Below are 21,425 nucleotides of genomic sequence, written 5' to 3' on the forward strand. Positions count from 1 at the left end.
GCAAAAATTCCGGTAACTAACGAATTGCAGGTTTTTTCCATGCTGGACCGGGACGGATACCGCCCAAACGTCGGAATCATCCTCACCAACGCCAAGAACGAGGTGTTCTGGGGCAAGCGCGTGCGCGAGCATTCCTGGCAGTTCCCGCAAGGCGGCATCAAGCCGGGCGAAAGCCCGGAGGCCGCGATGTACCGCGAACTGCTGGAGGAGGTGGGATTGCTGCCTCAGCACGTGAAGATACTGGGACGCACGCGCGACTGGCTGCGTTACGAGGTGCCGACGAATTGGGTACGCCGCGAGTGGCGCGGCAGTTACAAGGGCCAGAAGCAGATCTGGTTCCTGCTCAGGCTGGTGGGGCGGGACAGCGACGTCTGCCTGCGCGCGACAAACCATCCGGAGTTCGATGGCTGGCGCTGGAACGACTACTGGGCGCCGGTGGACGCGGTGATCGAGTTCAAGCACGACGTTTACGAGCGCGCGCTGTCCGAACTGGCGCGCTTTCTGCGCGGGGTGGAGAGCCATCACGCCTATCTGGCGCGCACCTCCAGCCAGAGCGAGCAGTGAGCGGGGGAACGGATATTCGCAGTACAGCGACGGCGGGCGATGCCCGCTGTCTTCATTTGTGCCGTCCATCAAGGACGGCGTCGACGTGAAGCGCCGACAGGGCAAGACCAGAACATGACTCAACAACAATACGATGAATCCTCGGTACGGGTGCTGAAGGGGCTGGAGCCGGTGAAAGAGCGGCCCGGCATGTATACCCGCACCACCGATCCCACCCATATCTGCCAGGAAGTGATAGACAACGCCGCCGACGAGGCGCTGGGCGGCTTCGCGCGCAAGATCGCCGTCACCGTGCACCAGGACGGCTCGCTGACGGTGGAGGACGACGGCCGCGGCATTCCGGTGGGCTTGCATCCGCAAGAAGGCGTGCCGGTGGTGGAACTGGTATTCACCCGGCTGCACGCCGGCGGCAAGTTCAACAAGAAGGATGGCGGCGCCTACGCTTTCTCCGGCGGCCTGCACGGCGTCGGCGTGTCGGTGACCAACGCGCTGTCCACCCGCTTGGAGGTGGAGGTGAGGCGCGAGGGCGGGGTGCACCGCCTGGCGTTCGCCGGCGGCGACGTGATCGAGCCCCTGGCCAGAGTGGGCGACTGCGGTCCGCGCACCAGCGGCACCCGGGTACGGGTATGGCCGGACGGCAAGTATTTCGAGAGCCCGCGCTACTCCATGCCGGAACTGGAGCGTTTGCTGCGCGCCAAGGCGGTGCTGCTGCCAGGCGTGGCGGTGACGCTGACGCTGGAAAAGCCCAGCGGAGACGAAGTGAAGGTGTGGCAGTATCCGGAAGGCCTGAAGAGCTATCTGGCCGAGCTGTGCGGCGACGACGAGCCGGTGGCGCCGCTGTTCGCCGGCGAAGCCTATATCGGCGATGACCACGAGCAGTTCGCCAAGGGCGAGGGCGCGCAGTGGGCGATGGCCTGGTTCGAGGACGGCGCCAGCGGCGAGAGCTACGTCAACCTGATTCCGACGCCGGTAGGCGGCACCCATGAGGCCGGCCTGCGGGCCGGCGTGTTCGACGCGGTGAAGAGCTTCGTCGACCACCACAACCTGCTGCCGCGCGGCGTCAAGCTGATGGCCGAGGACGTGTGGAGCCGCGTGCGCTTCGTCTTGTCCGCCCGCGTGCTGGACCCGCAGTTCCAGGGCCAGACCAAGGACAAGCTGACCAGCCGCGATGCGCTGAAGCTGATTTCCGGCCTGGCGCGGGATCCGGTGGAACTGTGGCTGAACCAGCATGTGGAAGCCGGCAAGAAGATCGCCGAGCTGGCCATTCGCCAGGCGCAGAGCCGCCTCAAGTCCGTCAAGAAGGTGGAAAAGAAGAAGGGCTCCGGCGTGGCCGTGCTGCCTGGCAAGCTCACCGACTGCGAGAGCGAGGATATCGAGCGCAACGAACTGTTCCTGGTGGAAGGCGATTCCGCCGGCGGCTCGGCCAAGCTGGCGCGCGACAAGGAATACCAGGCCATCCTGCCGCTGCGCGGCAAGGTGCTGAACAGCTGGGAGACCGACAAGGACCAGCTGTTCTCCAATGCCGAAATCCACGACATCTCCGTCGCCATCGGCGTGGATCCGCACGGCCCCAACGACGCGCCGGACCTGTCCGGCCAGCGCTACGGCAAGATCGCCATCCTGTCCGACGCCGACGTGGACGGCTCGCACATCCAGGTGCTGCTGCTGACGCTGTTCTTCCGCCATTTCCCGCGGCTGGTGGAAAACGGCAACATCTACATCGCCCAGCCGCCGTTGTTTCGCGTGGACGTGCTGGGCCAGGGCAAGACCCGGCCGCCGCGCAAGCTGTACGCGCTGGACGAGGGCGAGATGACCGCCATCCTGGACCGCCTGCGCAGCGAGGGCGTGCGCGAGAACGCGTGGAGCATTTCCCGCTTCAAGGGCCTGGGCGAGATGAACCCGGAGCAGCTGAAGGACACCACGATGAACCCGGACACGCGCCGCCTGGTGCGGGTGCAGGTGCGCCCCGGCATGCTGCAGGAGACGCTGGACATGTTCGTGATGCTGATGGGCAAGGGCGAGGCGTCCAGCCGCCGCGGCTGGATGGAAGCCAAGGGCAACGAGGTAGAAGCGGATATCTGATCCATCCGCTTTCCGTTTCCGCCACCCCGCCGCCAGTGCTGGCCGCGGGGTTTTTCATGGCTAGTCGTAGAGGGCCAGCAATTCCGCCATCTTGGCGCGGCCTTGCGGCGACAGGCAGGCGGCTTGCAGCCGCGCCAGCGCCGCCGCGTCGCGGGCCAGCGGATGGGCGCGCGAGACGTAGACCGCCATCGGTTCGCGGCTGATCGCCAGTTCCGACCAATTGTCGGACGGTCGCGACACTTCGCGCAGCACGCGGCCGCAGCCGGGGCGCACGCACATCATCGCGTCCAGCCGGCCGATGCGCAGCATGCCCATGCCCTGGCGCATGTCGGCCACCAGAACCCGCTCGGCGCCGCTGCGCGCGATGAAGGCGTCCAGCGTGTGGGTGCCGCGCAGAATGCCGACCGGGCGTTGTTTCAAATCCTCGACTCGCAGCGCATGGGGGGCGCTGCGATGGATCACTGACAGGCGGATGTCGGTGGGACGGCACAGCTCCAGGCCGAAGGCGTCGCGCTCCGGGGACGCGGTAATCAGCGCCAGCGCGTCGCGGCCGCTCTTCAGCTCCTCCACCAGCCGGGGGAGCGGGCGAGTGTCCTGAGTCAGCTGCAGGCCGCTTTGATCCGCCAGCCAGCGCAGGTAGCGCGGCGTCAGCCCGTCGCCGGTGGCGGGATCGCCCCAGGGCTCTATCGCCTGGCTGGACGCGGGGATCGGTTCTGCGCGGGCGGCGGGCAGGCACAGCAACAGCGCCAGCCCGCCCCACAGGATGGATTTCATCGAGGCTTCCCCTGCATGGCGGCTGATGCAGTATAGGCCCGGCGCGGACGGGCGTTGGGGGCGGCATGCGGCTCTCGCGGCGGCCTCTTCAGATGCGGCCAGCCTGAGGATTCACCACACCGTCAGCGTCTGGCCGTTGGCGATGCCTTCCACGCTGCGAACGTAGGCTAGCGCGGCGCGCGCCGCCGGCACCGGCTCGAAGCCCGGGAAGTAGGGCGCGTAGCCGCCCCACGATTCCTGCAGCGCGTTGGGGCTGACCACGTTGATGCGGCGGTCGCGGCCCAGCTCCAGCGCGGCGGCCGCGGCGAAGCCTTCCAGCGCGCGGTTGACCGCGGTGGCGTTGGCGCCGTGGCGGATGGGCTGGGCGCTGATGATGCCGCTGGTCAGCGTGATCGATCCGCCATCGTTCAGATAGTGCTGGCCGGTCAGCGCCAGGTCGATCTGGCCCAGCAGCTTGTCGTTCAGGCCGATGCGGAAGTCGGCGGCGCTCATCTCGGCCAGAGGGCCGAAGTGCAGGCTGCCGGTAGCGCTGACGATGGCGTCCAGCCGTCCCGCCTGTTCAAACATTCGCCGCACGCTGGCGCTGTCGGTGATGTCGACGTGCAGGTCGCCGCTGTTGCGGCCGGCGGCGAGGATTTGATGGCGGGACAGGGCTTGGCGGACGGCTTGGCCCAGCGTGCCGCTGGCGCCGACGAGCAGGATTTTCATGGGAGTTCTCCATTGCGGGTTGCGATGTCTGCAGTGTGCGCGGATTCCCTGGATTGATTAATCCGCTATGATGAACAAGATTGATAACCTGGAGTTTTTAATCGGTGGATCGCCTGCTCAGCATGGAATTATTCGTCGTGGTGGTGGAGAAGGGCAGCTTCACCGCCGCCGCCGACGCTTATCGGTTGTCGCAGCCCATGGTGGGCAAGCACATCGCCGCGCTGGAGGCGCGGCTGGGCGGCAAGCTGCTGGTGCGGACTACCCGCCGCCAGCAACTGACCGAGCTGGGGCGGCACTACTATCAGCGATGTCGGGCGATACTGGCCGAGCTGGCCGCCGCCGAGGATGCCGCCGCCTTGCTGCGCGAGCAGCCGCGCGGCGTGCTGCGGGTCAATGCCTCGGTGACGTTCGGCACGCTGCGGCTGGCGCCCCTGCTGGCGGAGTTCATGGCGCTTTACCCGGAGATAGGCGTCGAGCTGGAGCTGTCGGATCAGTTGGCGGATCTGGTGGCCGACGGCTACGACGCGGTGTTCCGCATCGGCCATCTGGCCGATTCCGGCCTGGTAGCGAGGCGGCTGCGGCCTTACCGGATGATGATCGCCGCGTCGCCGGACTATCTTGCCCGGCGCGGCCGGCCCGAGTCGCCGGCCGACCTGGCCGGCCACGACTGCCTGGGCTTCAGCCGCTGGCGGCGCGATGACGGCTGGGAGGCCTTGGCGCGCCGGCATGGGGTCCAGATCCAGGCCAGCCGTTTTCAATGCAACCAGGGACAGGCGTTGCGCCAGCTGGCGCTGGCCGGAGCGGGCATCGCGCTGCAGGCGGAGGCGCTGCTGGCCGAGGATGTGGCCGCGGGGCGGCTGGCGTCGCTGCTGGAAGGCTACCTGCCGGACCCCAAGCCCATGCACCTGATCTATCCTGCGGACCGCCAGCCGCTGCCCAAGCTGCGGGCATTTTCCGCCTTCATCGTCGAGCGGCTGGGCGCGCTGTGAGCGGAGGTGACCGCCCCTGTCAGAAATTCTCGTTTGTACCGTCCGATGCCAGAGAGTAGTGTCAAGGCATGAATAGCGATCTGATCTTACCCAGCCGGCGCGAGCTGTTCGCCGGCTTCTTCTCCATCGGCGTCAGCGGTTTCGGCGGTGTGCTGCCGCAGGCGCACAGCATGCTGGTGCTGCGCCGGGGCTGGCTTTCGGAGGCCGATTTCGCCGAGCAACTGGGCCTGTGTCAGGTCTTGCCCGGTCCCAATATCGTCAATATGGCGGTGTCGATCGGCGCGCGCTTCCATGGACCGTCCGGCGCGCTGGCGGCTGTGTGCGGCTTGCTGCTGGCGCCGATGGCTATCGTGCTGCTGCTGGCGTCCGTCTATGGCCGCTACCGGCAGTTGCCGCTGGTCGAACACGTGATGCACGGCTTGGCGGCGGCGGCGGCCGGCTTGCTGCTGGCGATGGCGCTGCGCCTGCTGTCCCGGCTGGAGCGGCGCGCCTGGACGGGGTGCGTGGTGGGAGCCACGTTCGCCGCCATCGCGGTGTTTCGGCTGCCGCTGCTGTGGGTGTTGCTGGGGGCGGTCCCGCTGGCCTTGCTCCTGGCCTGGCTCAGCCGAGAAAGGGGGGCGGAATGATCCTGCTGGTGCTGCTGTGGCATTTCAGCCTGATGTCGTTGCTGGCGGTGGGCGGCGCCAACGTGTTGCTGCCGGAGCTGCAGCGGCTGGTGGTGGCCGAGGGCTGGATGAGCGCGGGCCAGTTCGCCGAGCTGTTCGCCATCGCCCAGGCGGCGCCCGGCCCCAATGTGCTGGTGGTCAGCCTGGTGGGCTGGCAGGTGGCCGGGGTGGCGGGCGCGCTGGTCAGCATGCTGGGCATGTGCCTGCCCTCGTCGCTGCTGAGCTTTTACGTGTCGCGCTGGTGGTCGGCCAACCAGGGCGGCGTGCTGGCCAGGCTGCTGTCGCGCGCGTTGCTGCCGCTGACCGTGGGACTGGTGGGCGCCAGCGCCTGCCTGCTGCTGCAGGCGGCCAACCGCGAGCTGGCCGGCTGGGCGCTGAGCATGCTGGTGGCGCTGCTGGCCTGGCGGCGCAACTGGAACCCGGTATGGCTGCTGCTGCTGGGTGGCGCGGCGGGGGGCGTCGCCGGCGGCTTGGGCTGGTTGTGATCGCTTGCCATAATATCGGTACGACAAGGGGCCGATCATGAGGAAAGCGCTGTGGTGGTGCCTGCTATGCGCGCTGTGCGGCGCCGCCCGCGCGCAGCCGGAGGCCATGAGCATCCATTACGCGCTGGTGTCCGGCGACGACGACCCGCACTGGCCGTACATGCAGGCGCTGCTGCAGCTGGCGTGCAGCCAGATGGGCCGGCGCTGCGAGCTGGCCGCCGCCCGCGACATGAACCAGGGCCGCGCGATGGAGCAGATGATCCGGGGCGACGCCGGAGTCGATCTGTTCTGGGGCATGACCAGCCGCGAGCGGGAGCAGCGGCTGCTGGCGGTGCGCATCCCTCTGGACAAGGGGTTGATCGGCTGGCGGGTGCCGCTGATCAGCGCCGACAGGCCGCGGCTGCTCCAGGGCGTGAAAACCCGGCAACAGCTGGCCGCTTTCCGCGCCGGACAGGGCCAGGACTGGCCGGACACCTGGATTTTGCGCCAGGCGGGCTTGCCGGTGGTGACCAGCCCCGATTATCCCAATCTGTTCTCCATGCTGCGCCAGCATCGCTACGACTACTTTCCGCGCAGCGTGATCGAGGTCAGGCAGGAGCTGGCGTCGCCCAACAGCAAGGGGCTGATGCTGGAGCCCAGGCTGTTGCTTCACTATCCCACCGCCTTCTACTTCTTCGTCGCGCCGCGACGGCCCGAGCTGGCCGGCATGTTGCGCCAGGGGCTGGAGAAGAGCGTGGCCGACGGCAGTTTCGACCAGGTCTTCCACGCCTTCAACGACGAACATCTGCGCGGGCTGGGCTTGTCCGGCCGCGTCATCATCGAGCTGCCCAACCCGCTGCTGCCGGAGGCCACGCCGCTGTCGCGGCGCGAGTTGTGGTTCCGACCCTGATCCGCGTCACACCATCTCTTCCGCCCGCACCCAGGCGTCGAACTGCTCGGCGCTGACATGTCCCAGCGCCAGCGCCGCCTCGCGCAGCGTCAGGCCATGATGGTGGGCGTGCTTGGCGATGGCGGCGGCCTTGTCGTAGCCGATGTGCGGATTCAGCGCGGTGACCAGCATCAGCGAGCGTTCCATCAGCTCGGCGATGCGCGCGCGGTTGGCCTCCATGCCGTCCACGCAGTGCTCGCGCAGGCTGTCCATGCCGTCGGCCAGCAGGCGGACGCTTTGCAGGAAGTTATGGATGATCAGGGGCTTGAACACATTGAGCTCGAAATTGCCGGAAGCGGCGCCGACCGCCAGCGCCGCGTCGTTGCCCAGCACCTGGCAGCAGAGCATCGTCATCGCCTCGCACTGGGTGGGATTGACCTTGCCCGGCATGATGGAGCTGCCCGGCTCGTTTTCCGGCAGCGACAGCTCGCCCAAGCCGCTGCGCGGGCCGGACGCCAGCCAGCGGATGTCGTTGGCTATCTTCATCAGCGCGGCGGCCAGCGTTTTCAGCGCGCCGTGGGCGAACAGCAGCGGCTCATGGCCGGCCAGCGCGGCGAATTTGTTGTCGGCGCTGGCGAAGGGCAGGTTGCATTGTTCCGCCAGCCGCGCCGAAGCGGCGGCGCCGAAGCGCGGATCGGTATTGAGGCCGGTGCCTACCGCGGTGCCTCCCACCGCCAGCTGGCACAGCATGGGCAATGCGGCGGCGACGGCCTGCTCGGCCAGCTCCAGCTGCGCCGCCCAGCCGGATATCTCCTGGCCCAGCGTCAGCGGCGTGGCGTCCTGCAGATGGGTGCGGCCTATCTTGACGACGTCGGCGAAGGCCTGGGCCTTGGTTTCCAGCGCGCGCCGCAGCTGTCCCAGCGACGGCAGCAGCCGCTCGGCCAGCTGCGTCGCTGCGGCGACGTGCATCGCGGTGGGGAAGATGTCGTTGGACGACTGACCGCGGTTGACGTCGTCGTTGGGGTGGACCAGCCGCGACTGGCCGCGATCGCCGCCCAGGAGTTCGGATGCGCGGTTGGCCAGCACCTCGTTCATATTCATATTGCTCTGGGTGCCAGAGCCGGTCTGCCAGATCGATAGCGGGAATTCGCCGTCGTGACGGCCGGCCAGCACCTCGTCGGCGGCGCCGATGATGGCGGCGGCCTTGGCGTCGTCGAGCTTGCCCAGCTCGCGGTTGGCCTCGGCGCAGGCGCGCTTGACCCGCGCCAGCGCCAGGACCAGCTCCGGCGGCATGGTTTCGCTGGAAATGCGGAAGTGGGCGAGCGAGCGCTGGGTCTGAGCGCCCCATAGCGCGCGGGCGGGAACGTCTATCGGGCCAAAGCTGTCGGTTTCGCTGCGTACGGCGGTCATGCGGCTTCCTTTCTGTCGATGCGCGGGCGGCGCGGGAGGGGCCCGCGGAAGACGGCGGCGGGCGATATGGGCATGATAATGGAATGGCGGCTGGACGGGGACGCCCGCTCGCGCGGCGGGTATAATGCGCGCTGACTTCCATAGCCGCGTGACGCCATGACCCAGCTGAAAAACGATACCTTCCTGCGGGCCCTGCTGAAGGAGCCGGTCGAATACACCCCGATCTGGATGATGCGCCAGGCCGGACGCTACCTGCCGGAATACCGCGCCACCCGCGCGCGCGCCGGCAGCTTCATGGGCTTGTGCACCAGCCCGGACTACGCCACCGAAGTGACGCTGCAGCCGCTGGACCGTTTCCCGCTGGACGCGGCCATCCTGTTTTCCGACATCCTGACCGTGCCGGACGCGATGGGCCTGGGCCTATTTTTCGCCGAGGGCGAGGGACCGAAGTTCCAGCGCCCGCTGCGCGACGAGGCCGCCATCCGCGCATTGGCGCCGGCCGACATGGGCAAGCTGCAGTACGTGTTCGACGCGGTGGCCAGCATCCGCAAGGCGCTGGATGGCCGCGTGCCGCTGATCGGCTTTTCCGGCAGCCCGTTCACGCTGGCCTGCTACATGGTGGAAGGCGGCGGTTCCGACGACTTCCGCCACGTCAAGGCGATGTTGTACAGCCGCCCGGAACTGCTGCACCACATTCTGGAGGCGAACACCCAGTCGGTGATCGCCTACCTGAACGCCCAGATCGATGCCGGCGCGCAGGCGGTGCAGATTTTCGACACCTGGGGCGGCGCGCTCAGCCATGCCGCCTATCGCGAATTCTCTCTCGCCTACATGCAGCGCATCGTCGCCGGCCTCAAGCGCGAGGCCGACGGCCGCAGGGTGCCGGTGATCGTGTTCACCAAGGGCGGCGGCCAATGGCTGGAAGACATCGCCGCCATCGGCGCCGATTGCGTGGGCCTGGACTGGACTACCGACATCGGCCAGGCGCGCGCGCGCGTCGGCGCCAAGGTGGCGTTGCAGGGTAATTTCGATCCCAACGCCTTGTTCGCCGAACCGGCGGCCATCGAGCGCGAAGTGGCTCGCATCCTGGCCAGCTACGGCCAGGGCAGCGGCCACGTGTTCAATCTGGGCCACGGCATTTCCCAATACGCGGACCCCGCCCACGCTGGCGCGCTGGTGGACGCGGTCCACCGTTTGTCGCGCGAATATCACGGCTCGGTTTGATGCCATTTCTTGGGGCAGTCGCTTGGCCGCGCTGCCCCATGTCGGTGCATTGGAACGCTTGATTGCGGCTGTCGTGATGAAAAGATGCTGATTTTTTAAGGTTTTATTAAATTATCGGCGCAAGGCCCATCACTTGGGCCGAGGGGGTATAAACCCGCTTTCCATCGTTCGCGTTGCGTATTTGCGCCTAGCGACAATACTGATGTTTCTTGTGCGAATCGTGCGGGTTGACAGCTGGCGGGGCTGGTGATCCGCGAGTTATGCACACGGCCTAGACCTTGGGCGAAACCTTGTCAAGCGCGCGAGGCAAAAAAAATCAATATTCGTAAGCCTTTGAAAAATAAAGAAATTTACATCTGATTAATTTTTGTGCAATCTAGTGGAAACACTGATTTCATGGCTTTTTGCCCGCTATCACCCTGGTTGTTCACAAAGTTATCCACAAGATCTGTGCACAGCGGAGGCAAAGCCTTGTCGCAGCAGGATTTGCACCCGGAGAGGAGAAAAGATGAACGGGACGGTACGGGTTCAGGTGGCGGTGGACGTCCCCTTGGGGGGTACGTTCAGCTACCTGACTGAATCGCCCGTCATGCCGGGGGCGCGAGTGAGCGTTTTTTTCGGCAATCGCCGCATGTGTGGCGTCGTGGTCACGCCGATACCCGGGGAGGGTGTGGAGGAGATCGATTCCGCCAAGTTGCGGTGCATAGACAGCGTGTTGGATGGGCTGCCGCCGCTGCCGGAAGAATTCCTGGCGTTGGCGCGCTTTGCGTCCGACTACTACCACCACCCGCTGGGCCAGACGCTGTTCACCGCCTTGCCCACCGGCCTGCGCGAGCCGCGCGACGTGGTCCGTCCCGACCGCCGCCCCTTCGCGCTGACCGCCGCCGGCCTGGGCGAGCCGCCGCCGGCGCGGCAGAAAGCACGTCTCGCGCTGTGGCAAGCACTGCAAGATGGCCCGCTGAGCCTGGCCGAGGCCAAGGCGGCGACGCCGCAGGCCGGCAAGCTGTTGGCCGATTGGCTGGCCGAAGGCAAGGCCGAGCGTACGACGCCGGAGCGCCCGCCGCTGCGGCTGGGGCGCGCGCCGGCGCTGAACGAAGAGCAGGGCGCGGCGCTGGCCGCGCTTTCGGCGAGCGAAGGCTTCCAGCCCTGGCTGCTGCACGGGGTCACCGGCAGCGGCAAGACCGAGGTTTACCTGCGGCTGATCGCCGAGCGGCTGGCCGAAAAGCGGCAGACGCTGGTGCTGGTGCCGGAAATCAATCTGACGCCGCAACTGATCAATCGCTTCGCCGACCGTTTTCCCGACAGCCGCATCGTGGTCCAGCACAGCCACCTGGCCGACGGCGAGCGCATGCATGGCTGGCTGGACGCCTGGCACGGCGACGCCGACGTGGTGATCGGCACCCGCTTGTCGGTGTTCACGCCCTTGCCGCGGCTGGGGCTGATCGTGGTGGACGAGGAGCACGACGGCTCGTTCAAGCAGCAGGATGGCCTGCGCTACCACGCCCGCGATCTGGCGGTGTGGCGCGCGCGCCGCGCCGGCATCGCCATCGTGCTGGGGTCTGCCACGCCCAGCCTGGAGACGGTGGCCAATGTCGAGGCCGGCCGCTACAAGAAGCTGGCGCTGACCCGTCGCGCCCACGGCGCGGCCAGGCTGCCGGACGTGCGGCTGGTGGACACGCGGCGCAAGAAGCTGGCCGAAGGCCTGTCCGAAGCGGTGCTGGACGCGCTGAAGGCCAGGCTCGCGCGCAAGGAGATGAGCCTGGTGTTCATCAACCGCCGCGGCTTCGCGCCGGTGGTCGCCTGCACCGCCTGCGGCTGGACCAGCGGCTGCCCGCATTGCTCGGCCAAACTGGTGGTGCACCTGATGGAGCGCAAGCTGCGCTGCCACCACTGCGGCTGGGAGGAGCCGGTGCCGCGCGCCTGCCCGGACTGCGGCGATCCGGACATCAAACCGCTGGGCGAGGGCACGCAGCGGCTGGAGTCGGCGCTGCAGCGCATGCTGCCGGAAGCCAGGGTGCTGCGGATAGACCGCGACACCACCAGCCGCAAGGACGCCTGGGACGAGGTTTACCGCAAGGTGCACGGCGGAGAGGTGGACATCCTGGTCGGCACCCAGATGCTGGCCAAGGGCCACGATTTCGGCACCTTGTCGCTGGTGGCGGCGCTGGGCGCGGACGGCGGCTTGTACTCGGCCGATTTCCGCGCCTCGGAGCGTCTGTTCGCGCAGCTGATGCAGGTGGCCGGCCGGGCCGGCCGCGCCGACGCGCCGGGCGAGGTGCTGATCCAGACGCAATGGCCGGACCACCCGCTGTACCACGCGCTGGTGGCCCACGATTTCGACGGCTACGCGGCAGCGCTGCTGAACGAGCGCCGCCAGGCCGGCTTCCCGCCGTCCACTTTCCAGGCGCTGTTGCGCGCCGACAGCCCAGAGCTGGCCCGGGCCGCCGCCTTCCTGCGCCAGGCGCGCGAGGCGATGGAGCCGTTGGCCGAGAGGGTGCTGATTTCCGGCCCGGCGCCTGCCTTGATGGCGCGGCTGGCCCAGCGCGAACGCGCGCAGCTGGTGCTGGAGTCGCCGCAGCGCGGCGCGCTGCACCGGCTGCTCCATCAGCTGCCGCCGCTGCTGGACGGCCTGGCGAAGGCCCACGGCCGCGCTTTGCGCTGGTCGCTGGACGTGGACCCGCAGGAATTATGAGAGGAAAGAACATGGCATTCGCGAAATGGCCGCTGCTGCTGGCGCTGGCCTGCGCGCCGGCGCTGGCGCTGGATCTGCATGGCCTGAAGCCGGACGAGATCGCGGTGTGGGCGGCGCCGGTGGAGGGGGACGGCCCGGCGACCGCCCATCGGGCGGACGCCCCGGTGAATCCGGCGTCGACGATGAAGCTGCTGACCGGCTGGGCGGCGCTGAACCGGCTGGGGCCGGACTATCGCTGGAAGACCGCGCTGCTGTCGGCCGCGCCGGTGGAGGGCGACGCGCTGAAGGGCGATCTCTACTGGCTGGGCGGCGGCGATCCGCGCTTCGACAACGGCGACCTGTTGAGCCTGCTGTACAGCCTGCGGCTGCGGGGCATCCGCCAATTGGACGGCCGGCTGCTGCTGGACAAGCGCGCTTTCGTCAATGTGGCCGGCGCCGACGATTTCGACGGCGACGCCGGCCGCGCCTTCGTGGTGGCGCCGGACACCCATCTGGTGAACCTGAAAGTGGCCTGGCTGACCTTCTTCAACGATGGCCAAGGGCCGAGGGTGGCGCTGGACCCGCCGCTGGCCGGCGTTGAATTGCGCGCCGCGCTGCAGCCGGGGCCGGATGAGCCTTGCCCCGATGTGCGCCGCTTCATCTCCATCGAGAACGACGGCCGCCAGGTGCGGGCGACCGGCAGCCTGCCGCCGGCTTGCGATGGCCAGCGAGCCTACGTCAACGTGTTGGGGCACGACGCGTTCGCCGGCCAGGACTTCGCCGCGCTGTGGCGGGCGCTGGGCGGAACCGGGCCGCTGCGGGCGGCGCGCGGCCGCGCGCCGGACGACGCGCGCGAGCTGGCGTCCTGGCAGTCGCAGCCCTTGGCGGTGGCGCTGTCCGACATCAACAAGTACAGCAACAACACCATGGCGCGGACCTTGTTTCTGACCTTGGGGCGGGAGGCGGGCGGCGGCGACACCGCGGCGGCGGCCGAGCGCGCGCTGCGCGAGGAGTTGATCCATCGCGGCATGGACGACGTCGGCGCGCTGGTGTTGGAGAACGGCTCCGGCCTGTCGCGGCGCGAACGGGTAACCGCGCGGATGCTGGGCGAGGTGCTGCTGGACGCCGCGCGCGGCCCGTACGCCGGAGAATTCATTGCCAGCCTGCCGATCGCCGCCACCGACGGCACGCTGAAGAAGCGCTTCGCCGATCTGGGCCCGCGGCTGCGGATGAAGACCGGCACGCTGAACGACGTCAAGGCGCTGGCAGGCTACTGGCAGGCGGCCGACGGCCGCCGCCTGGCCATCGTCGCCATCGTCAACAGCCCGCGGGCGATGGAGTCCGGCAAGGCGCTGGACGCGGTGGTGGCGGACCTGGCGCGCGGCTTCAACACCGAGACGATGCGATCCAGCGCAAGGCGCTGAGCGGCGAACCCCGCTATAATCGGCGGCATTCGATTATTCAGGCGAGAACCATGAAACCGGTAACCATGTATACCACCGCGGTCTGTCCCTATTGCGTGCGCGCCAAACAACTGTTGGCCAGCAAGGGCGTCAGCGGCATCATCGAGATCCGCATCGACCTCGATCCGGACGCGCGCGACAAGATGATGGCGCTGACCGGCCGCCGCACCGTGCCGCAGATCTTCATCGGCGACACTCACGTCGGCGGCTGCGACGACCTGGTGGCGCTGAGCCAGGCGGGCAAGCTGGATCCGCTGCTGGCGGACTGAGCGGCGGGCCGTTCTCGCGGTTGGCCGCCGCGCGGCTTTCGTGCGATGATGCCCGCCGGTGTATCCATAACATTCTGCCGTCATGCGGCGGCTTTATTACGAGAAAGAACATGAGCGAACAAGAGCAACAACCGGCGTTTTCCATCGAAAAAATCTATGTGAAGGACATGTCTCTGGAGGTGCCGAACGCGCCGCAGGTATTCCTGGAGCAGGCCCAGCCGGAAATCGACATGCAACTGGCCAGCGCCGGCCAACAGCTGGACGACGGTTTCTTCGAAGTGACCCTGACCGTCACGGTGACCGCCAAGCTGCCGGAAAAAACCATGTTCCTGTGCGAAGTGGCCCAAGGCGGCATCTTCCAGATTCGCAATATCCCGGCAGAAGACCTGGACCCGATCCTGGGCGTGGCCTGCCCGAACATCCTGTTCCCGTACGCCCGCGAAGCGGTGTCCAGCATCGTGAACCGCGCGGGCTTCCCGCCGGTGTTGCTGGCCCCGATCAATTTCGAAGCGCTGTACATGCAGCAGCGCGCCCAGCAAGCCGAAGCCGGCAACGCCTGAGGAAAGCGATGAAGCGTCTCGTCCTGCCGCTGCTGCTGGCGTCCGCGCTGGCGGCCCCGTCCGCCCAAGCCCTGGAATTCCGGTCGGTCAAGGAAACCGGCGTCGCGCTGTACGAGGCGCCTTCGCTGAGCGCGAAGAAGCTGTTCGCGGTCAGCCGTTATTACCCGGTGGAAGTGCTGCAAAACCAGAAAGAATGGGCGCGCGTGCGCGATGCCACCGGCGGCATCGCCTGGATTCCGGCCGCCGCGCTGTCCAAGCAGCGTTGGCTGCTGGTGGTGACGCCGCAGGCCGGCGTGCGCGGCAAGCCGGCCGAGGACGGCAAGCTGCTGTTCACCGTGCCCAAGGACGGCGTGCTGGAGTTGCAGGAGGCGCCGCAGGCCGGATGGGCCAAGGTGCGCCACCGCGACGGCAGCGTCGGCTATGCTCGTATTACCGACCTCTGGGGCTTGTAAGGATTGGGCATGAAACTGGCCATTCTCGGCGCGGGCGCCTGGGGCACCGCGCTGGCGATCGCGTTCGCCCGCCACCATCAGGTGACGTTGTGGGCGCGCGACGCCGAGCAGATCCGGCTGATGGGCGAGGAGAGGGTGAACCGGCGCTACCTGCCGGAGTGCCCGTTTCCCGACCGGCTGAAGCTGACATCCGATCTCGCCGCCGCTGTCCGCGACGCCGAGCTGGTGCTGATCGTCACGCCGATGGCGGGGCTGCGTCCCACGCTGAAGGCGTTGACCGCGCTGGACGCCTCGACGCCGCCGGTGCTGTGGGCGTGCAAGGGCTTCGAGTCCGGCTCCAGCCTGTTGCCGCACCAGGTGGTGGCGGAGGAGTTGCCGGCCGATCACTTGTGCGGCGTGCTGTCCGGGCCCAGCTTCGCCCGCGAAGTGGCGCAGGGTCTGCCGGCCGCGGCGACCATCGCTTCCGACCACGCGGAATTCGCCGCCAGCGTCGCGCGCGAGCTGCACAGCCCGCTGCTGCGGCTGTACGCCAATGACGATCTGGTGGGCGTGGAAGTGGGTGGCGCGGTGAAGAACGTGATGGCGATCGCCACCGGCGTCGCCGACGGCCTGGGCTGCGGTCTGAACGCGCGCGCGGCGCTGATCACGCGCGGCCTGGCCGAGATCACCCGCCTCGCGATGGCGCTGGGCGCCAGCCCGCAAACCATGATGGGCTTGTCGGGCATGGGGGATCTGATCCTCACCTGCACCGGCGCGCTGTCGCGCAACCGCCAGGTGGGGTTGAAGCTGGCCGAGGGCAAGCCGCTGGCGCAGGCGCTGGACGAGCTGGGCCACGTGGCCGAGGGCGTGGCCACCGCGCGCGAGGTGCTGACCATGGCCGAGCGGCTGCAGGTGGACATGCCGATCACCGCCGCGGTGTGCGGCCTGCTGTACCAGGGGCACGATCCCAGGCAAGTGGTGGACGGCTTGCTTAGCCGCTCGCCCAAGTCTGAATCCGGCGTAGAGCTGGAGTAAGCCGCAGGCAGACTGCATGGCCGCCTCTCCTTCCGGGACGCGGCTTTTTCACATTCCCTTCACCGATCCGTCCCGGGAAGCGAGGGGCCGATTTCCGGCTCCCGTTCCAGGAGAGCGCCATGACGGACAAAATCATCATCATCAAGAGTAACGGCCAGCCGACCACGGCGATGGACCAGCCTCAGGCGGAGAAGTATCTGGGCAATCCCAAGCTGATCACCCGGAACCGTCTGGCGAATCTGAAGCAGGCGCTCAACGACGTCACCTCCGGCAAGGGCAAAGCCACCGGTACTTACCGCTTCAATGGCCATCCGGTGTTGCATGCTTCGTCAGGCAACGGCGAGAAGAGCGTATCGCTGTTTTTCTATGACGAGAACGGCGACCACTACATCATCGCGATGGGCGAGCACGTTTCCAGCACCAGCTACACGCTCAGCGATTACGGCCAGCCGGATGGGCCGTTCAGCGAGGACGCCACCATCGCGCTTTAGGCGGCGTTGTCAGCGCTCGATCGCGCGCAGGAATTCGTTGCGGGCGCTGGCGTCGGTTTCGAATTCGCCGGCGTAGCACTGGGTGATCACCCTTTCGTCGCCGCGCCGGTTCTCCCCCATCAGCAGGCACAGCTGCTCGGCCTCGATCAGGCAGGCGGCGCCGCGGGCCCCGCCATGTTCGACCAGGGTGCGGGAGATCTCGTGGGTGATCCACTCCTGGTAGGTGTAGCGGTGGCTGATGGCGTCCACCATCCGCGCGATGCGGCCGAAGCCGTGCAGCCGGCCGCCGGGCAGGTAGGCGACGTGGGCGACGCCGCGGAAGGGCAGCAGGTGATGCGGGCACATGCCGTGCACCGCCAGGCTGCGGATCACCACCATGTCGCGGCGCTCGTCGGCGAAGCCGCTGCCCAATGCCTCGGCCGGCTCGGTGTCGTAGCCGTCCAGCAGGCGCTTCTGCCACAGCTCGCGCACGCGCTGCGCGGTCTTGCCGGTATGGATGGGATCGATGGCGATGCCGCTGGCGGTCAGCATGTCGGCCACCGCCTGTTCGAAGGCGGCGGCGTCGAAGGGCCGGACGCGGTCGAGCGGGCGCTGGCAAGCGGAGTGGTCGTGATCGTCGGAAAAGGACATGCGCGGCTCCATGGCGGTGGGAGGGAGGGGAGGCTGGAGGAAAGCGGGCCTCCCGCTCGTTCGAATGGTAAACGCATGCGGACGATCCTGACGATCAAATTTCGCTCATTTCCTCGGGTCGGGGCATTCCCGTTCGGCGCGAGGGTAGCGCGGCTGCAGCCGCAAGCCGCCGGCCTCCAGGTCCGGCAGCCGCGGCGCAACGGCGCGCGCGCGCCCCGCCGCCAGCGCGTCCAGCGGCGCCTGGCAGGCCCCGGGAAGGTCGTAGGTGGCCGCCAGCGTCCACTGGCCATGGGCGTCTTGCCGGAACAGCGACCAGCGCGCAGGCAGCTTTTCCGCCAGCAGCACTTCCGCTTTGCCGCCGCCGCTGTAATCGCCGACATAGGCGTCGCACTCGTCGCCGCCGTCCTGCAGGCAGGATGGCAGTTCGGGCGCGCGCTTGGCCGCGAGCTTCCAGTCCTGGGCCAGAAAGCCGGCCGGCAGCGCGGTCTGGCCGCGCGGGCGGACCGCTTGCGCCGGCGTCTTGGGCTTGGCTTCCCGCTTATCTTCGCTGAGCGCGTCCGCCGCCTTGCGGCGGATGGCGACGTTCATGCCTGGCTCATCCCGCAGACGCAGCAGCGCGGCATGGCCATAGCGCAACCCGCGGTAGCGCAGGAAGTCGAAGTCGAAACGATCGGCGTTGGCCTGGCCTGCCTGCAGCCTGGCCAGCTGGCTGGACACCGAGATCTGCGCCGGGTCGGCCAGCGGCGTCAGCAAGGCGAACAGCAGGGCGAGCGACAGCCAGGCGGCGCCGACATTGGCGGCGGCCACGCCGGGGAGTCCGGGACTTCGCCGCAGCGCCGCCCAGCCGTAGCCGGCGGCATAGCAGGCGCCGAGCGCGACGCAGCAGGCGGCGAACACCCGCTCCGGCGACCAGCCGTACTGGCCGACGCGCAGCGCCAGCGCGTAGGCGGCCAGCGCCTGCAGCGGCGCGAGCAGCAGGCAGGCGGCGCGCTGGCTGAGCCGGATGACGCGTCCGCTGGCTTGGCGCCCGTCCTGATAGGCGGTGTTCAGCAGGAAGATCAGCAGCGCGCTCGCGCCCAGCAGCAGCGCGGAGGCGTGACCAGTCTTCCACAGGCTGTCCAGCCCGGTGAAGGGCAGCAGCGCGAGGAAGGCGGCGATCAGCATCGCCAGCAGCGGCAGCAGCCAGGACAGCAGGGTCAGCAGCAGCGAGCGCAGGCCCTGGATGATGCCCGGACGGACATCAGTCAGATGCAGGCCGGCGGACAGCGCGAGCGTGCTGGCCGGTATCGCGAATTCGGATTGCTCGATCAACTGGCGCAGGCCGTTGATGCCCACCAGCGAGAACAGCTCGGCGCCCAGGAACAGGATCAGCCAGAACACGCCGAGAAACAGGCTGGAAAGCGCCAGTTGCAGGCCCAGCTTCCAGGCCGCGTCGAAATAGGCAGGGTAGGCCGCCCGCCAGCGCCGTTCGCCCTCGCCGGCCAGGATCAGCGGCCAGGCGATGAACAGCAGCAGGCCGCCCCCCAGCACCGCGGACGCGCCAGGCATCAGGTCCGGGCGGGCGATGTTTTCCAGCCCAGCCCGCCAACGGTCGTGCGCGCCGACTGCGGCGATGACGGCGGCCAGCGCCGCCAGCCAGGCGGCCAGCCGCGAAGGGCGCATCGCGTCCAATCCGGTCTGGCACAGCAAGGGCAGCGACGCGGCGGCGAGCAGCAGCGGCGAGAACAGCATGGGGTGGAGCGCCAGCCAGCCGATGTGGTTCGAGGCGCGGTACAGCGCGTAAAGCGCGATCCCTTGCAGCAGGCCGATGGCGGCGCGCAGATGGAGTGTGTTCATGAATATGCCGGAAAGGGGAAACGTCCCCCGATCCTAGCATGAATGGGAAAAGCGCTCAGGCGCGCAGGCCCAGCGCGTAGCGTATCGCTTCGCGCTTCAGCGGCCCGGCCTTGTCCGCCAGCTTCAGGCCCAGGCCGCGCAGCAGGCGCAGCGGGCCGATGTCGTTGGAGAAGCCATAGCAAAAGGCGTCCATGCCGGCCTGCATCGCTAGGTTGGCAGGCTTGCGCGCGCGCTGGTAGCGCGACAGCGCCTTTTCGCCGGCCCAGTCTTCGCCCTTGGCATGGGCGTCGGCGATGACGCGCGCCAGCTGCGCCGCGTCCTGGAAGCCCAGGTTGACCCCCTGTCCGGCCAGCGGGTGTATGGTGTGGGCGGCGTCGCCGGCCAGCGCCACGCCGTCTCTGACATAGCATTGGGCGTGGCGGCGGGTCAGGCCGAAGCTGCCGCGGGCGATGATTTCGCGGATGCCGGGCAGCTTGCGCGGAAACGACTGGCTGACGGCGGCGATCAGTTCCTCATCGCTCAGCGTCTGCAGGCGCTTGGCTTCTTCCGGCCGGTGATACCAAACCAGGGAAGCGGCGTCGCCGCTCAGCGGCAGGAAGGCGAGGGGGCCGGTGGGCGTGAACTGTTGCCAGGTGATGTCCTGCTGGCCGCCTTCCATCCTGCAGGCCAGCACCAGCGCGTGCATGGGGTAATCCCAGCTGGTGACGCCGATGCCGGCGGCTTCGCGCACCTGTGAGCGCGCGCCGTCCGCGGCGATCAGCAGCCTGGCCTGCAGCCGGCTGCCGTCGGACAGCGTCAGTTGCGAGGCTTGCGGCCGATAGACGATTTCCGCTACCGCCGCCGGGCAGCGATAGTCGATATCGCCCTTGGCGAGCAAGGCTTCGGTAGCCGCCAGCTGCACCACGCGGTTCTCCACGATGTGGCCCAGCGCGTCCTCTCCCACCTCGGCGGCGTCGAACAGCACGCCCGCCGATTCGTCCCGTTCCCACACCTGCATCCGGCGGTAGGGCGCGGCGCGCATCGCCAGGGCTTTGTCCCAGGCGCCTATGCTCTCTAGAAAGGCGGCCGAGGCGGGGCTGATCGCCGAGACCCTCAGGTCGGGCGCCTGTTCCGGCGCGAAAGGCGCCGGCGCTTCCTTTTCCAGCACGCAGACGGACAGGCCGCGGCCTGTCAGCGCGGCGGCCAGCGCGCTGCCCACCATGCCGCCGCCGACGATCACGATGTCGTGGTGTTCCATTGCATTCTCCTTGTCAGGCCGGGCTGTCGCCGGCGCGGATGGCGCTCATTCTGGCGATGACGGGCGAACGGCGCCTTGGCCTGGATCAATGCCGGCCTCCAGCAGCGCGCGCATCCGCGGCACCACGTGCTGGATGAAGGCCTCGTATTTTCGCGGCAGCGGATGGCGGTAAGGGTAGACCAGGTAGACCGGCCAGCAATCGTGGCTCCAGCCCGGCAGCACCGGCGCCAGGCGGCCGCTTCTCAGATGCTCGCTGGCGACATAGGCCGGCAGCAGGGCCACGCCGCTGCCGGCGATGGCGGCGGACAACAGCGGCGCGTATTGATGGCTGCTCAGCACCGGCTGCACTCGCACCTGCTTTTGCTGGCCGTCTTTTTCCAGCAGCCATTCCGGGGTGTCGCGCAGCTTGGGCCGGCTGGTGTCCAGCAGGATGCGGTGCTGCGGCAAATCGTCTGGGGACGCCAGGGGAGGGGCTTTGGCGAGGTAGTCGGGGGAGGCGAACGCCCATTCGCGTACCAGGCCCAGCGGTTTGGCCACCAGCGCGTCGTCGTGGATGTTGCGGGTGCGGATGCAGAAATCCAGCCCTTCCGCTATCGGGTCCTGCAGCCGGTTTTCCACCTGCAGCTTCAATTGCAGGCCGGGATGCAGCACCGCCAGCTCGGCCAGGATCGGCGCCAGCAGGTATTGGGCGAAGGAGGTGATGGAGCTGATGACCAGCGGCCCGCTGACATCGCCGTCCGCCTCGTTGATGTCGAGGCGGGCGCGCTCCAGCAGGCAGCGCAGCTCGCGCGCGTGCGCGGCCAGCCGCTGGCCGGTTTCGGTCAGCGCCACGCGGCGGGTGTTGCGCAGCACCAGCACGGAGCCCAGATCCTTTTCCAGCGCCTTGACCAGCTGGCTGACCCGGCTCTTGGTGCATTCGAGCTCTTCGGCGGCGGCGGTGAAGCTGCCGCGGCGGACCAGCGCGTCGAAGGCCAGCAATGCCTGGGCGTCGGGTAGATGGTTTGTTCTCATTTCATGAACAGTGTGTCATGCG

21 protein-coding genes are annotated in these 21,425 nt (G+C 68.2%); 14 read left to right on the forward strand and 7 right to left on the reverse strand.

The annotated features are described in order from the left end of the window. Positions 1–39 precede the first annotated feature (39 nt). Together DK842_RS13110 and parE are read left to right on the forward strand one after the other, a co-directional pair. Positions 40–564, forward strand: coding sequence for an RNA pyrophosphohydrolase (locus tag DK842_RS13110; RefSeq protein ID WP_114061834.1), 525 nt, complete (start codon positions 40–42; stop codon positions 562–564). 114 nt (positions 565–678) lie between these two features. Continuing rightward, positions 679–2,646: a DNA topoisomerase IV subunit B gene (parE, locus tag DK842_RS13115; protein WP_114061835.1), complete on the forward strand. Its 1,968-nt coding sequence runs from the start codon at positions 679–681 to the stop codon at positions 2,644–2,646. A gap of 60 nt (positions 2,647–2,706) precedes the next feature. Here parE and DK842_RS13120 read toward each other — a convergent pair whose 3' ends face one another. Together DK842_RS13120 and DK842_RS13125 are read right to left on the reverse strand one after the other, a co-directional pair. Further along, positions 2,707–3,420, reverse strand: a complete 714-nt coding sequence (locus DK842_RS13120; protein WP_114061836.1) for a type 2 periplasmic-binding domain-containing protein — start codon at positions 3,418–3,420, stop codon at positions 2,707–2,709. 111 nt (positions 3,421–3,531) lie between these two features. After that, positions 3,532–4,128, reverse strand: a complete 597-nt coding sequence (locus tag DK842_RS13125) for a short chain dehydrogenase (RefSeq protein WP_114061837.1) — start codon at positions 4,126–4,128, stop codon at positions 3,532–3,534. 104 nt (positions 4,129–4,232) lie between these two features. Here DK842_RS13125 and DK842_RS13130 point away from each other — a divergent pair, with 104 nt between their 5' ends. From DK842_RS13130 to DK842_RS13145, 4 genes are all read left to right on the forward strand, one after another. Beyond that, the gene (locus tag DK842_RS13130) at positions 4,233–5,117 is read left to right on the forward strand and encodes a LysR family transcriptional regulator (RefSeq protein WP_114061838.1); all 885 of its coding nucleotides are present in this window, start codon (positions 4,233–4,235) and stop codon (positions 5,115–5,117) included. A gap of 68 nt (positions 5,118–5,185) precedes the next feature. Further along, a complete protein-coding gene (locus DK842_RS13135; RefSeq protein ID WP_114061839.1) occupies positions 5,186–5,743 on the forward strand; it encodes a chromate transporter in 558 nt (185 codons plus the stop codon). Continuing rightward, complete coding sequence (locus DK842_RS13140; RefSeq protein ID WP_114061840.1) at positions 5,740–6,267, forward strand: chromate transporter; 528 nt, start codon at positions 5,740–5,742, stop codon at positions 6,265–6,267. Before DK842_RS13135 ends, DK842_RS13140 begins: the two co-directional genes overlap by 4 nt. A gap of 37 nt (positions 6,268–6,304) precedes the next feature. Then, positions 6,305–7,156 carry a hypothetical protein gene (locus DK842_RS13145; RefSeq protein WP_198414537.1) on the forward strand — a complete coding sequence of 284 codons (852 nt, stop codon included), beginning with the start codon at positions 6,305–6,307 and terminating at the stop codon, positions 7,154–7,156. A gap of 6 nt (positions 7,157–7,162) precedes the next feature. On the opposite strand, the gene fumC is transcribed toward DK842_RS13145, so the two are convergent. After that, positions 7,163–8,545, reverse strand: coding sequence for a class II fumarate hydratase (gene fumC / locus DK842_RS13150; protein WP_114061841.1), 1,383 nt, complete (start codon positions 8,543–8,545; stop codon positions 7,163–7,165). 156 nt (positions 8,546–8,701) lie between these two features. On the opposite strand from fumC, the gene hemE reads away from it, so the two are divergent. The 8 genes from hemE to DK842_RS13190 all read left to right on the forward strand — a co-directional run bounded on the left by hemE (position 8,702) and on the right by DK842_RS13190 (position 16,689). Further along, entirely contained in the window at positions 8,702–9,769 is a 1,068-nt protein-coding gene (gene hemE, locus DK842_RS13155; RefSeq protein WP_114061842.1) for a uroporphyrinogen decarboxylase, read from the forward strand. Between the two features lie 508 nt (positions 9,770–10,277). Further along, the gene (locus DK842_RS13160) at positions 10,278–12,461 is read left to right on the forward strand and encodes a primosomal protein N' (protein ID WP_114061843.1); all 2,184 of its coding nucleotides are present in this window, start codon (positions 10,278–10,280) and stop codon (positions 12,459–12,461) included. Between the two features lie 11 nt (positions 12,462–12,472). After that, positions 12,473–13,864, forward strand: coding sequence for a D-alanyl-D-alanine carboxypeptidase/D-alanyl-D-alanine endopeptidase (dacB, locus tag DK842_RS13165; RefSeq protein ID WP_114061844.1), 1,392 nt, complete (start codon positions 12,473–12,475; stop codon positions 13,862–13,864). 50 nt (positions 13,865–13,914) lie between these two features. Beyond that, positions 13,915–14,172 carry a glutaredoxin 3 gene (grxC, locus tag DK842_RS13170; protein ID WP_114061845.1) on the forward strand — a complete coding sequence of 86 codons (258 nt, stop codon included), beginning with the start codon at positions 13,915–13,917 and terminating at the stop codon, positions 14,170–14,172. Positions 14,173–14,282: 110 nt separating this feature from the next. Next, on the forward strand, positions 14,283–14,732 hold the full coding sequence (gene secB, locus DK842_RS13175) for a protein-export chaperone SecB (protein WP_114061846.1): 450 nt from the start codon (positions 14,283–14,285) through the stop codon (positions 14,730–14,732). Between the two features lie 8 nt (positions 14,733–14,740). Next, the gene (locus tag DK842_RS13180) at positions 14,741–15,184 is read left to right on the forward strand and encodes an SH3 domain-containing protein (protein WP_114061847.1); all 444 of its coding nucleotides are present in this window, start codon (positions 14,741–14,743) and stop codon (positions 15,182–15,184) included. A 9-nt stretch (positions 15,185–15,193) separates the two neighbouring features. Further along, positions 15,194–16,198 carry an NAD(P)H-dependent glycerol-3-phosphate dehydrogenase gene (locus DK842_RS13185; protein WP_114061848.1) on the forward strand — a complete coding sequence of 335 codons (1,005 nt, stop codon included), beginning with the start codon at positions 15,194–15,196 and terminating at the stop codon, positions 16,196–16,198. Between the two features lie 119 nt (positions 16,199–16,317). Continuing rightward, positions 16,318–16,689 (forward strand): hypothetical protein, encoded by a 372-nt coding sequence (locus DK842_RS13190; protein WP_114061849.1) that lies wholly within the window; start codon positions 16,318–16,320, stop codon positions 16,687–16,689. 9 nt (positions 16,690–16,698) lie between these two features. On the opposite strand, the gene folE is transcribed toward DK842_RS13190, so the two are convergent. The 4 genes from folE to DK842_RS13210 form a co-directional block, all read right to left on the reverse strand. Further along, complete coding sequence (gene folE / locus DK842_RS13195; RefSeq protein ID WP_168191901.1) at positions 16,699–17,319, reverse strand: GTP cyclohydrolase I FolE; 621 nt, start codon at positions 17,317–17,319, stop codon at positions 16,699–16,701. 105 nt (positions 17,320–17,424) lie between these two features. After that, complete coding sequence (locus tag DK842_RS13200; protein ID WP_114061851.1) at positions 17,425–19,155, reverse strand: DUF4153 domain-containing protein; 1,731 nt, start codon at positions 19,153–19,155, stop codon at positions 17,425–17,427. A 55-nt stretch (positions 19,156–19,210) separates the two neighbouring features. Then, positions 19,211–20,392 carry an FAD-dependent oxidoreductase gene (locus tag DK842_RS13205; protein ID WP_114061852.1) on the reverse strand — a complete coding sequence of 394 codons (1,182 nt, stop codon included), beginning with the start codon at positions 20,390–20,392 and terminating at the stop codon, positions 19,211–19,213. Between the two features lie 45 nt (positions 20,393–20,437). Beyond that, on the reverse strand, positions 20,438–21,403 hold the full coding sequence (locus DK842_RS13210; protein WP_114061853.1) for a LysR family transcriptional regulator: 966 nt from the start codon (positions 21,401–21,403) through the stop codon (positions 20,438–20,440). Between the last annotated feature and the right edge of the window lie 22 nt (positions 21,404–21,425).

The sequence above is a fragment of the Chromobacterium phragmitis genome, assembly GCF_003325475.1.
Classification (GTDB): Bacteria; Pseudomonadota; Gammaproteobacteria; order Burkholderiales; family Chromobacteriaceae; genus Chromobacterium; species Chromobacterium phragmitis.